The organism is Barnesiella sp. (genome assembly GCF_022723415.1).
GTDB lineage: Bacteria > Bacteroidota > Bacteroidia > Bacteroidales > Barnesiellaceae > Barnesiella > Barnesiella intestinihominis.
In genome coordinates, this window is record NZ_JAIJHU010000007.1 from 55,284 (window position 1) to 68,039 (window position 12,756).

Annotated in this window: 8 protein-coding genes; all 8 read right to left on the minus strand. The window is 43.5% G+C overall.

Annotated elements, in window-relative coordinates; all coding sequences use genetic code 11:
- Positions 1-17 precede the first annotated feature (17 nt).
- Entirely contained in the window at positions 18-1,679 is a 1,662-nt protein-coding gene (locus QVD32_RS02850) for a RagB/SusD family nutrient uptake outer membrane protein (protein ID WP_021891668.1), read from the minus strand.
- A 24-nt stretch (positions 1,680-1,703) separates the two neighbouring features.
- Positions 1,704-5,039, minus strand: a complete 3,336-nt coding sequence (locus QVD32_RS02855) for a SusC/RagA family TonB-linked outer membrane protein (RefSeq protein ID WP_008863101.1) — start codon at positions 5,037-5,039, stop codon at positions 1,704-1,706.
- Between the two features lie 272 nt (positions 5,040-5,311).
- On the minus strand, positions 5,312-6,286 hold the full coding sequence (locus QVD32_RS02860) for a FecR family protein (RefSeq protein ID WP_021891670.1): 975 nt from the start codon (positions 6,284-6,286) through the stop codon (positions 5,312-5,314).
- 55 nt (positions 6,287-6,341) lie between these two features.
- On the minus strand, positions 6,342-6,944 hold the full coding sequence (locus tag QVD32_RS02865) for an RNA polymerase sigma-70 factor (RefSeq protein ID WP_410518965.1): 603 nt from the start codon (positions 6,942-6,944) through the stop codon (positions 6,342-6,344).
- Positions 6,945-7,067: 123 nt separating this feature from the next.
- Complete coding sequence (locus tag QVD32_RS02870) at positions 7,068-7,676, minus strand: WG repeat-containing protein (RefSeq protein WP_021891671.1); 609 nt, start codon at positions 7,674-7,676, stop codon at positions 7,068-7,070.
- Between the two features lie 199 nt (positions 7,677-7,875).
- Positions 7,876-9,693: an alpha-1,3-galactosidase-related protein gene (locus QVD32_RS02875; RefSeq protein WP_021891672.1), complete on the minus strand. Its 1,818-nt coding sequence runs from the start codon at positions 9,691-9,693 to the stop codon at positions 7,876-7,878.
- 40 nt (positions 9,694-9,733) lie between these two features.
- On the minus strand, positions 9,734-11,098 hold the full coding sequence (locus QVD32_RS02880) for a Gfo/Idh/MocA family protein (RefSeq protein ID WP_021891673.1): 1,365 nt from the start codon (positions 11,096-11,098) through the stop codon (positions 9,734-9,736).
- An 18-nt stretch (positions 11,099-11,116) separates the two neighbouring features.
- The gene (locus QVD32_RS02885; protein ID WP_021891674.1) at positions 11,117-12,724 is read right to left on the minus strand and encodes a calcineurin-like phosphoesterase C-terminal domain-containing protein; all 1,608 of its coding nucleotides are present in this window, start codon (positions 12,722-12,724) and stop codon (positions 11,117-11,119) included.
- Positions 12,725-12,756: the final 32 nt, after the last annotated feature.

Below are 12,756 nucleotides of genomic sequence, written 5' to 3' on the forward strand. Positions count from 1 at the left end.
AATTGTGAAAGCTATCCTTATTCCCAACCGGGATTATTAGGGAGCAAATTGGGATTGCGTTGCGTTTGTGTGAACGGAATCGGCCATAAATAATTTTTCATATCAGAGAAAGTACGCCCCGTCATCAAAATCAAATTCCCTTTATCATCGGTAGGAATATCTTCGACATAAACATATTCACTGGGCGGAACCGTACTCTTACGCATACCGGTTACATCTTTCGCCAACAAATCTCCTTGTTTCCAACGTAACAAATCGAAATAGCGCTCCCCTTCGAGAGCCAGTTCGACCCGACGTTCCCGACGAATTTCGTCTCTCAGATTCAGCCCGTAAGCATTCAATTTGGTCAATACCATCTTGTCTGCTCCAACCCGGTCTCTAAGAAGGTTTATCGACTTATCTATATCCGGTTGAGTTATTGCATCGCCCCTCATCTCCTTCGCTTCGATCCAGTTCAATAAGACCTCGGCGTAACGCATCAACGGAATGGCGTTCTGGTCTTTGTTATAACGAGAGATTGCGGAGAGTTCGACAAATTTCGTAAAATACCAACCTGTCGTCGTGCGGCAACTGGTAGCCGAATTCGAGAACTTAGGCTGTTCATAGGTAGTCTTACCGGGATATCCGCCCCACTTCGCTCCGGGTTTCAAAATCGTCTGCGCCATACGTGGATCCCGATTATTGAAGATAGCTTCGTGGGTATTCTCGCGGTAACGGCTCGCCGGCAAAGTTATGGGAAGCCCATTACACAAATAGGCATCCATGAGCGAACGAGTGGGCGCATAACGAGCCTCCTCGTTGGGAACTTGCAATTCCCGGCTGAGGTTATGAGTTTGATTGGCTTCCTCACTATACAGACGAGTAACGATAAACTCCCGGTTGTTCTTATTAGTCACCGGATTGGCAGCCAAAGTAAACAACTCGTTATAAGTCGTTTCGGGATTCCCGTTATCGTACAATTTATGAAAACCGGCAGTCATTACCTCTTCTGCCGAAGAAACAGCCTTGTCCCAACGCTCGTGGTACAACGCAAACCGAGAACTAAACGCCCAAGCAGCCTCTTTTGTGGGACGACCGAGTTCGCTATCTTTCAAATCCTTAGCATAAGGCAATACCACAGCTGCCCGGTCAAACTCATCAAGAATCCACTCGATCATGGTTTCCTTATCGGTACGGGAGCCATAAAGTTCATCGTCTCCCACATCTATCGTATTGGTTACACGGGGTACATCGCCAAAGCAATTCACCAGATAACTGTACAAATAGGCTCTTATGAAAATGGCTTCTCCGGCATATCTTTCTCTTACAGATGCAGAAACCTTTTGAGCACGTTCGTAATTTTCAAGAAAGTGATTACAACGTCTGATACCGTCATAATCGGTCGTCCACTCCGAATTGATAACCGACAAATCACTCGTAAAATTTCCACTCCCGAGAGTCTTGTATTCCGACGAACGTTCACGAAAAACATTATCTCCCAAAAATTCCATATCGACACTCCTGCTTTTTCCTCTCAAATAATTGACGCAGGCATTAGATGCCAATATCAAATGTTCCTCGGTTTCCCAATATGTTTCATCGGTAAGTTCGTCCAACGGGATTCTGTCGAGGAACGAATCGTTGCAGCCGGGTAAAACAAACGCCGCACACAGCAGAATTGCTAAATATTTTGTTTTCATATATTCTGACATTTATATCGATAATTATTTGAATGTAATGCTCAAACCCAAAGAATACGAGGCCGTGATAGGATAGTAACCTCCACTGCTTACAGGAATCTCAGGGTCATACGACGAGAAGAAGTCGGTGAACGTCCACAAATTTTCGCCCGAAAAATATATTCTCAAATTCTCAATATGCATCTTGGAAATGATCCCTTTACGGGGAACCGTGTAACCCACTTGCAAATTTTTTACCCGCAGGTATGAAGCGTCTTCGAGCCAGAAAGAAGAAAATTCGTCCCGATTGTATGTTTCATCATACGTAAAACGTGGATAGGATGCATGAGGGTTTTGGTTTTCCCAAGTCCAACGATCGAGATGTGCCTTCTGCGGATAGTTGGCAAGCTCGGTAAACGCATGTCGTCCCATGCCTCCGATATACCCGTCACATTTACCCACACCTTGTAAAAAGAGGCTGAAATCGATTCCTCGCCAAGCGGCGTTGAGTCCGATCGTATAATTATATCGGGGGATAGCACTGCCTATATAGCAACGATCCTCGGTAGGCGTAATCTTCCCGTCACCGTCTATATCCACATATTTTATATCTCCCGGTTGTACCTTCGTGCGATACTCCTCGATAATAGGGGTCGTCGCTTTCGGCGTATAAGTGTTCGTGGCAATATCATAATCAAAATCATCGACCGTATAAAGTCCGTCGGATTTGTATCCCCAAAATGCATCGATAGGATAGCCCACCGCACGAATGCGATCGCCGCTGAAATCGTCGGCCGTATTTCCCACGCTAACCACTTTATTTTTCACATCGGAAAAAGTGACATTCACCCCGTAGGTAAAATCTTTCCCTATTTTATCTTGCCAAGCCAAAGCGATTTCCCAACCTTTGTTTTGAACCTTACCGGCATTCTGATAGGGTTCACTCACACCCAGCACATCGGGAAGTTTCACTTTCAGCAAAATATCGTCGGTATTCTTAATGAAGTAATCGGCCGTCAACGACAAACGATTATTCAACAAATTGACGTCCAATCCGATATTAGTCATCTTTATGGACTCCCAAGAGAGAATATTGTTCGATGCCTCGCTTTGCTGCATGGAAGAGGTTATCTCCCCGCCGATAGGCATGTTGGAGGTAGAAGGTTGAATCAAAGCCATATAAGGATATAACGAAGAGGTATATTGGTTACCCAGAGTACCGTATGAGGCCCTAATTTTCAAATTATCCAACCAGCTGCGGGTCGATTCCATAAACGACTCTTCGGTCAAACGCCAAGCCACCGATGCCGAAGGGAAATAGCCTCCCCGGTGATCTTTATGAAAACGCGACGACAAGTCGTAACGCAAATTGGCCTCTACCAAATAGCGATCGTTGAAATTATAATTGACCCGCCCGAACCCGGAACGAATCGCCCAATGATTGTCATAGCCGCTATTGGTTTGCAAATCGGTTCCGGCATTCAGCACATGGAGATCGTTGGAGACCAAATCCTGACGACTGGCATCCATTTGTTGGTACAACTGCCACTCCTGAGAAAAGCCGGCAAGAATATGGAAAGAATGTTTCCCTATCGTCTTATCATAATCGACCTGTGCCATCACATTCTGGTATCGTTGGGCAATATCGCGTTGACTGAACTTACTCGTATTCGACGTATAAGCCAATGGCGTTTCGGTATCGGGATAAAAGTGCTGTATGATGTTCTGTTGTTGTTTCCGCAACACATCGACCAACCGGGTAGCATATTGAACCTTTGCCGTCAACCCGTCGATAATTCTCAATCCGGCACTGAAATTCAACGAGGTCTCACGTTTATGGTAATTGATAAAACCACCGTCGTAGGCTTGTGCTATCGGGTTTGCCGAGCTACCGCCATATCCCCATTGCCCGTCGGTGAATTTCACGGGAGTCAAAGGAGAAGAACGGAGAGCTTGATAGAAAAGTCCCGAATTTTCGCTATCGCTCGATGCAGGAGTCCAATTATCCACGTCGGTATAACTCACATTTCCCTCGATGGTCAATCGATCGAAAAGCTCGGTGTTTAATTTCATTCTCACATTATTACGGGTAGCATGATAACCGTTGCCTACCATAAGCCCCGAAGTGGTTAAGTTTCCATAGGACAAATAATACCCCATGTTCTTATTCCCACCGTTGATATTTACATTGTGACCGTGTTGAGGAGCATAATCTCTCGTGATTTCTTTTATCCAGTTCGTATTCGCCCGAAAATTCGGATCGGTTCCGTTAATGACGGCATCGATATCTTCCTGTGTATACCCCCAACTTTTATTTACATTCGAAGTCGCCTCTTTCAGTAAAGTGAGATATTCGACGGCATCGAGCATTTCGGGAAGAGCCGTCGGTTTTTGCATGGCAAAATATCCGGTGTAAGTGACCGTAGGTTTTACCTCGCGGTCGGCCTTACGCGTCGTAATAAGAATAACTCCGTTGGCCGCTCTCGAACCATAGATAGAAGAGGAAGCGGCATCCTTCAATACCGATACAGACTCTATATCGTCGGGGTTCAACGTGTTCATGTCGCCTTCCACGCCGTCGATAAGGATCAACGGGTCGGAGTTATTCAATGTCCCGATACCTCTCACCCGTATAGAAGAGTTATTATCACCGGGACGGCTCGTCGTATTAACGATAGAGACACCCGGCAACATGCCTTGCAAACCGGTCGTCACATTAGCGATAGGACGATTGGCTAAAACATCATGGTCTACCGAAACGACCGATCCCGTTAAATTTATTTTCTTTTGAACACCGTAGCCTACCACCACTACCTCGTCCATCAAATTGGAATCTTCGTTCAATCGAATTTCAATGGGATTTTCATTCGTGACAGGAACCTCTGTCTTTTTATAGCCGATAGAAGACACGACCAGCAGAGCGTTATCCGAAATATTATTGATAGTAAAATTTCCATCTACATCGGTCGAAGTTCCTATCGAAGAACCTTTTACGATAATACTGGCCCCGATAATGGCCTCGCCTTTTTCATCGACTACCTTACCGGAAACAGAACGGGACCGTTTAGCCGCTTGCTGCTGTTTGGAAAGCAAAACAACTACATTATCGACTTTCCTTTGGAATGTGATATTCGTTCCCTTCAATAACTGTTTCATGGTCTCTTCCAAAGATGCATTGTCGGTTTTCACCGTCACGAGTTTATCAAGCCCCTCTAACTCCACATTATAAAAGAAGCTATAATTGCTCGACCGTTCGATTGTTTTTATGGCTTCTTTCAACGGCTTATTTTTAATATCTACCGTAATCTGCGCCTGAATATTGAGCGTAAAAAGCGCAAACAACAAGCATAGCCACCTCATCTTAAAATGGTTTGATTTCATACGTTTTTCATTTTTATTTCTTTGATTAAAAAGATATTAGTATAAAAGGTATCTGCAATAATGTGTTACTTTTAATTTTCATCGTCTATTGGGTATACAAGTAGCGACCCAGATTTATCCAAGCCTATTTTACAATTAACATTTATTAAATTATCTAATTCTTAAATGATTCGACATGTGCCATTTTCATAAGCAAAAAGGGGAGCCGGCTCGACGCAAACACCAAGCATTCTTATCCCCATAGGGAAATATTCAAAAGAGGAGCTGTTATATTATTTTTTATGAAGCATGATGACAGAATCGCGCACTTCATAATGTAATGACGATGTCATCGACAAGATATCGAGAGCATTTGTAATGCCTCCGCTTCCTATCGAACCGGTGAAAAAATATTGTCCTTCGGGAAACGCCGAGTCGAAAACGATTTTTACGTTATATACACGAGATAAAACCTTAACGATGTTTTCCAGCGATTCATTTTCGAAACGTAAATTTCCATCGGTCCATTCGACATATTCCTTCGAATAAACCTTACCGACCTGCATGGTTCCCGTGTTTCTGTCATACACCAGTTTCTCGTCGGGCTGCATGACATAGCGATCGCTCTCCGACGCCACATCGACTTTCCCGGTCAACAAAACGACCGACACCTCGCTATCGTCTTTATAAGCACACACGTCGAAAGCCGTACCCAATACTGTAATTTCAAGACCGGCAGCCTTTACGACAAACGGGCGCTCCTTATCGGGAGTCACCTCGAAATAGGCTTCCCCATCGAGCTCGACGATTCTTCTTTCCCCATTAAAATCATGCGGATAACTAATTTGAGAGGCTGAATTTATATTTACTTTCGTACCATCGGGCAATTGGACTTTGGCTCGTTCCCCACTCTCGGCAGTTACTACCAACGGGAGAGTATCCACCTTTGAATCGAGCCCCAACTCATATACGGCCAACGCAGCGATAATCGGTAAACATACAACGGCGACCCACCGCAACATCGGAACAAAGGAGAATCGTCTATGCGACTTTTTCTCCCGGGATTCTATGTCCTCTTTAATGCGGGTATACAGACGTTCATAGACTTCCTCATCGAGATGAGAATCGCTTCTTTCAATAGCTTGCATAATCCATCGGTCGAGCGAGTCGTTATTTTTTATCCACTCGCACAATTCCCTGACTTCTGCTGTCGAAGCGTTTCCATCGAGGTACTTCTCGATGAGTATTTTGAAATATTCCTTATCCATTTGTTCCTTTACCTAGTATAAAAGCAAATCGGCTCGCACGTCTAATCGTTTATAGTTAAACTATCTTAATTAAAGCGGCATAAATCACTAAGGGTAACAACTCATCGTAATGGGCCATCAATTTATCCCTCATAAATTTAAGCGCCAACGACAATTGCGTCGCGACAGTACTCTCCGAAATATTCAGCTCGACCGCTATTTCTTTATTCGTAAAATGCTTACGTTTACTCAAAACAAATATTTTCTTACGCGACGGCGGCAGTTCCTCGGCAAGTCGATCGATATATTCTTCCAGCAACTTACCGTCCAGCTCTCCATCGGCATTATCGCTATATTCTTCCGAAGATTCAAGAACATATTCCGCATAAATATATTCGACAGTCTGCCGCTGATACACGTTCATCAACAGATTCTTAGCTATGGTACAAAGATAAGAAATCAACGATTTATCGGGACTCACCTGATCGTGTATCTCCCACAACCGGACAAACGTACGTTGTACGATTTCCTCCGCCCAATAACTGTCTCCGCCAGATATTCTCATGACAAAGTTGTATAATTTACCACTATACAACTTGTATACCTTTTCAAAGGCATCGAAAGAACCCGATTTGAGGCCTACGATAATATTGTCACATTCACTTTTCAACTCTGGCAATAATAATATAATATGCAAATGTAAACCATCTGCCTAAAAATATTATTATTTACATGTTATTTTTCCAATAAATATCTATTTCGCCAATGGAAATAATAATATTATTCTTTATTTAATCTGAAATTAATAGCCCAAAAGACGCCTAAGCGCATTTTCCGCCTCATACGACGCCTTAAAATTGGGTTGAATGACTATTCTGTTGTTTCTATCGATCGCGCCCCAGCGGTTTCTCCCGACTTCCACAACGGCAAAGCCCTCGTCGTTGAATCCTCGTGCATTGTAATATTGCGGTTTAATGAACCAATTTCCATAATAATCGAGATAACCGTACAATCCACTCTTGGAATCGCGGGTCTCCCATAAATCGATTCCGCGCAATCTACCCTTCTCCATCGAAGTAATAGCGTTATCCACATCGTAGCTGTGCTCGAACACTGGATTTATCACCACTTTCCCAGCCATATTTATGGCTCCGTACCGCACACCGATTTGCACCCGCGCCAGTCCGTTGTTACGGAAACGTTGTGCAGATCTGAATTTAGGCTGTATTACCCACATACCCAAGTCATTGACATAGCCATATAATCCGGTAGCCGGACTTTCGACCGGTGTCAAACGACTAGCCGCCTGCGAACCATAACTTCCCGAATACAGAGGAAACCCTCCTAAACCGGCACAGGAACAAACAAAAAACATGGAAATAAACAAGAATATCGAGATCGGGTATTTCATGAGATTTGAATTTTAAGGTTTTATCATACAAACTCTTTTCCAACATAAAAGCATATATCTTCGCCCCTTTTTTACAACATCACAAATATAAAAACAAATTTTAAAAAACCAAACCTTCGGAACAGAGAGAAAGGGATAAAACAAGATTCCTATTCAAAAAAGAAAGGCGGAATTAACATTCCGCCCAACGTCTTATCCATTATTCTTTCACAATAGACAGCTTCCCACCGGGAGCACCCAGCACATCGCCTATAATCTTATTATCCTTGATTTTCGCACGACGGCATTTTACCAATGTTACGGCAGCCTTTCGTTTGTGGAACGGTTTATAGGTTGTATTCCTTTGAATCACATTCCCTGTAAACGAAATACCGTCTACGCTTTTTGCATACAAAATAGGATAGTCGAACGGATTGAACGTATTGTTCTCAATCCTGATATTGCTATGGAACGGATACTTCGTATCGGGCTGGGGAATTTCCGGCTCGATAGATATGATGGCTTCACAAAACTGATACATGGAAGACATACAGGGATAACGGAAGTCGTTTCCTTTAATAAGCACATCTTTTACCGCACCCGATTCGTACCAATAATTCGCATCGCCCGCAATCAATATAGCCGACCCGCTCGACTCGAACACATTGTTTTCAATCACTACTTTTCCCGGTGTGGAAACCAGTAATCCCCGCGCCCGGCAAGAACCGAAAAACGAGTTGCGAATATCGACATCGGGAGTCCACGTGAGATTCTCCAATGCAGCGCCTACCCCGATTTCTTCCGGCAAATCCGATGTCAATTCCAATTCGAACTCATACTCGTCTATCGCCTTGAACGAGCGTATATTTGCAGTAGCAACCGTGCGCATGGTGTTGTTTTCGATCATACCGACTTTATCTCCCGGAAATCCCCACTCCATACCTTTGCTCATGTCGTGCATAAACCGGCAGACAACCTTATCAGAAGAAAGGACTTTCACCACCCGGACACAGGTTCCATGTATGTTTATGGGATCGTCCATCAAACCGGCCCAACGACAACTGTCGACCGTAATTTTACCTTTACACCCCATCAAATGAAAACCGTCGTCGTGACCGCTCAATATGCGTCCCTTCGCCGCATTGGGCTCTACACTCACTTTTTTGAACGCAATATCAGAAGAATATTGTGCCAAGATACCCAAGCCGGCGGTATGATACACCTGCACATCGGACAACCGCACATCGTGGCTGCCACAGATAAAAATTCCGGCATGGTCTCTCGTGCTATGCCTCAACACCAACCAGTTACCCTCGGCCGGGTATCGTTCGAATCCTCCCTTCCGACTCAACCGCACAATACCATACCGAGGTGAAACGGCCGTATAATCGCCCCAATTCCACCCCAGCACCAAATCACCCGTACCGGGAACTACGAAATGCGTATCAGACTCAAATTCTATCATACTGCCTAATGCACTTTTCCAACCTTCACCCACGAACACCAACTTGCCGTCTTCAATGATATAGGGAGATTCGAGGACATTGATTTCGATCTCGAAAAAATCGCTACCCACCTTTGTCACACGAGCCTGAGCCGTAAGCGGTATATCCCAATCGATAGAGAAATTTTTCAAGGTAACGCCATCGCAATTCTCAACGGTTATCGGTTGTATTCGATCGTGCATGACGAACTGCGAGCCGTTCCCGTCGACAGTGATATTGTGAAGCCCCTCGAAAAGCATTGCCAATCGCTTCGGAAAAACATCGTAGGTATTGGTCTCATAATAATTTTTCTCATGAGCATATTGAGGCCAAAAATCATAACGTCCTTCGGGAAAGACAAGGGTTACCGGCTCTTTTCCCCTACAAGCCTCTATCGCTTTTTGAACATATGCCACGGCATTCTCCCTCGTATCGGGTTTCAACCCAAAGTCGGCTACCGAAATCACAGTATCCGCATATCCTTTACTTCCAAAAAAAATCGATGCTATGCCGACTACACTTACCCATACGCGTGTCGAAAATTTTGTTCCCATTCTTAATCTTGTTAAATATTTCAATTTTGCAAATTTATAACTATTTTGCAAATTCTAAACCTTTTAATTTCTCCCATGCTCCTCGCGTGAAATCGGGAATACGTACAGGAACAGATCCATTTCTTACTGAATATTCAGTCAATTCGACCAAGCAAGACCATTCGGCAGCATCATAAACATCTTGATCCAAAGGCAATCCATTCCTTAAACAATAAATCAAGCGATAGTCCATAATAAAGTCCATACCTCCATGCCCACCTACTTTTCGAGCTAAATTTCCAATTTCTTTCACAAACTGATGTTCATAAGCCTTCAAGAGAGAATCCAATTTCTCTTCCGGTAAGAAACGATGAGCATTCGGTTCTAAGGCAATCCCTTCCACCGGATATTTCTGTGCAAAACCCTTTGTTCCGCCGATTACATGATGCCGGTCATAAGGTCGAGGACTTGTCACATCGTGTTGAATCAAAATCGTTTTCCCTTTTTCAGTCTTAATAAGAGTAGTATTCATATCTCCTAAATCATATTTTTTAGAAGCGAACGCATGCTCTTCCCCCAAACGACTCCGAGAATATTCCGTCAATCCGAACTGGTCACTCGACATCGACACCAAATAATTCATTTTATCTCCCCGATGAATGTTCATTATTTGACAAATCGGGCCTAAGCCATGCGTCGGATATGGATTCCCCGTATGATCCGTATTATATTTCAATCTCCACATATCCCAATATCCCGATACCGATGCAGTGTCAAAATTATATTCTCTTAAATCGTGAATATAAGCCCCTTCTCCATGAACAATTTCTCCGAAAACGCCCTGTTGAGCCATATTCAAAGTAGCCAACTCAAAAAAATCGTAGCAACAGTTTTCCAACATCATACAATGTTTCCGAGTTTTTTCGGCGGTATTCACCAATTGCCAACACTCGTCAACCGTAAGGGCTGCCGGAACTTCCACCGCGACATGTTTCCCCTGCTCCATAGCATAGACCGCAATAGGAGTATGCAACTGCCAATGGGTACAATTATAAATCAAATCTACATCGCTTCGTTCACAAACCTTCTTCCAACTATCGGGGCCACAATATTCCACGGCCGGTCCTCGTCCCTTCGCAGCCAGAATCCTCTGCGCTTTGGCAACCTTGAAAGAATCTACATCGCACAACGCAACCACCCTTACACCTTCTATATTCATAAAACGTTTCACGGCTGCCATGCCCCGAGGACCTACCCCTATAAAAGCAACCCGTACCGTATCCAAAGGTTCGGCTCTTAATGCAAGGACATCGGTTTGTCCCGATTCTCTTTCCGGTTCGGGAAACGGGTCGGCTTTATAAACAGACTTACAAGCAAACAAAAGCAACAATGCTCCTGTTATAATAATTCTTAGAATCAGATTCATAACTAATACTTTATTTAATCAAAGATTTTGAATATTTACGGTCGTCGAAAACATATCCCCAAACCGGGAAGTCACCCTTATTTTAAGTTGATTATACGGAATAGAAGGCCTACAATAGAACATATGATCAGATTCAGAGGCTTGTATCCAAGTACGCCCGACAGGGAAAGTATTATCTCCCTTCGCCCCGAAAGCATTGTATGCAGTAATATCATACATATTCAGACTACGGAACATCGAACGATAGTTTTGTCCGTTATCTTCGGAATATTCGACTTTCCACGAAGGATCCCAATCCCAAACATTCAGAACGACATTTTTCGGGCGTAATATGTTGATTCTTTCTCCCAAAGGATATACTCTCATCTGGTATTGTTCGGGTTGTCCCACACATTTATATTTCCATTTAAATGAGGTTCCGTCCACATCAAATATTTTATACCCGATAGGTGTACCCTCACTACAAATCAGTTCGGGTTGCCACCAATTACCGCACATTGCCGCTACAATGTGTTCTGTCATACCACTACCATCATCTGTCACAACAGAGTTCCAATGCGTATGACCGCTAAGAATCTGAACATCGGCATATCCACGGAGAAGGGCATACAACTGTTCTCTGTTGCCGAAAGACCGAGTCTCGGTTCTGCGCTTAGTAGGTGCATGTAAACAAAGGACAATCGCCTTATCTTTATCAACATACATCAAATCTTTTTGCAACCAAGCAATTTGTTCATCGGAAACGGCATCGACATACTTAGGCCCCGATCCGCCCCAATATTCCACATCATCAAGGACTACGTAATGGACCTTACCCCGATTATATGAATAATAAGTAGGCCCGTAATGTCGTTTATACACCGTATCAGCCTTCAAATCATTGGACTTCACAGCAGGTTCACTTTTGTCGAACACATGATCATGATTGCCGATAACATTATACACAGGAGCATTCAACATCGAAAAAATCTCTTTACTCGATTCATGATACTCTGGTTTGTCAAACACCAAATCTCCCAACACAATATAATGTACACATTCTCCTTTACGGCTCTGCGTTACCCAGCTGTTAAGGTCATTTACAGCTTCTTTCAAATAACTCAACTCAAAATCACGATATAACTGTGGATCACCGATTGCAATAAATGTATGTTTCGTATCATCTTTTTCAAGACGAACAAGCTCAAAATCTTTATGGACAATATCTGTTCGCTGATTGATTTCGGCATAAAACTGGGGTACGCTATTTTTCACGCATACGGTATAACCGCTCGGTGAAGATATATATACATGAGAAGCCGTCGTATTTCGTTTCATTCTATATATACCTTTCTCATCAGTAACAGTGACGTTAGTTCCATCGGTCACTACAACCCCCGGCATTCCTACCCGATTGCAATGCACCCAACCTTTAAGCGTAATACCCGGCATATCCAAGATAATTCCATTTTCAGGATCGTCCTTCTGCTCTACAATAGTATCGGGCTCTTCGGGATCGACGATATCCGTGGAATCGGCAGGTTCTTCCTCTCTTGGTTTTTCGGGTTCGGGCATATCGTTTTTTTCACAACCCAACAAGAAAATACCGGCAAAAGCCAGACATACGAAATAGATAAGTTTCTTCATGCTAATTTCTCCTCTTTTGTTTCAAAACTATG

What these genes read in the sequence shown, in the direction of transcription:
- QVD32_RS02855 (WP_008863101.1), bottom strand. Translation starts at nt 5,039, where the DNA reads ATGAAATCAAACCATTTTAAGATGAGGTGGCTATGCTTGTTGTTTGCG.
- QVD32_RS02850 (WP_021891668.1), bottom strand. Translation starts at nt 1,679, where the DNA reads ATGAAAACAAAATATTTAGCAATTCTGCTGTGTGCGGCGTTTGTTTTA.
- QVD32_RS02860 (WP_021891670.1), bottom strand. Translation starts at nt 6,286, where the DNA reads ATGGATAAGGAATATTTCAAAATACTCATCGAGAAGTACCTCGATGGA.
- QVD32_RS02870 (WP_021891671.1), bottom strand. Translation starts at nt 7,676, where the DNA reads ATGAAATACCCGATCTCGATATTCTTGTTTATTTCCATGTTTTTTGTT.
- QVD32_RS02880 (WP_021891673.1), bottom strand. Translation starts at nt 11,098, where the DNA reads ATGAATCTGATTCTAAGAATTATTATAACAGGAGCATTGTTGCTTTTG.
- QVD32_RS02885 (WP_021891674.1), bottom strand. Translation starts at nt 12,724, where the DNA reads ATGAAGAAACTTATCTATTTCGTATGTCTGGCTTTTGCCGGTATTTTC.
- QVD32_RS02875 (WP_021891672.1), bottom strand. Translation starts at nt 9,693, where the DNA reads ATGGGAACAAAATTTTCGACACGCGTATGGGTAAGTGTAGTCGGCATA.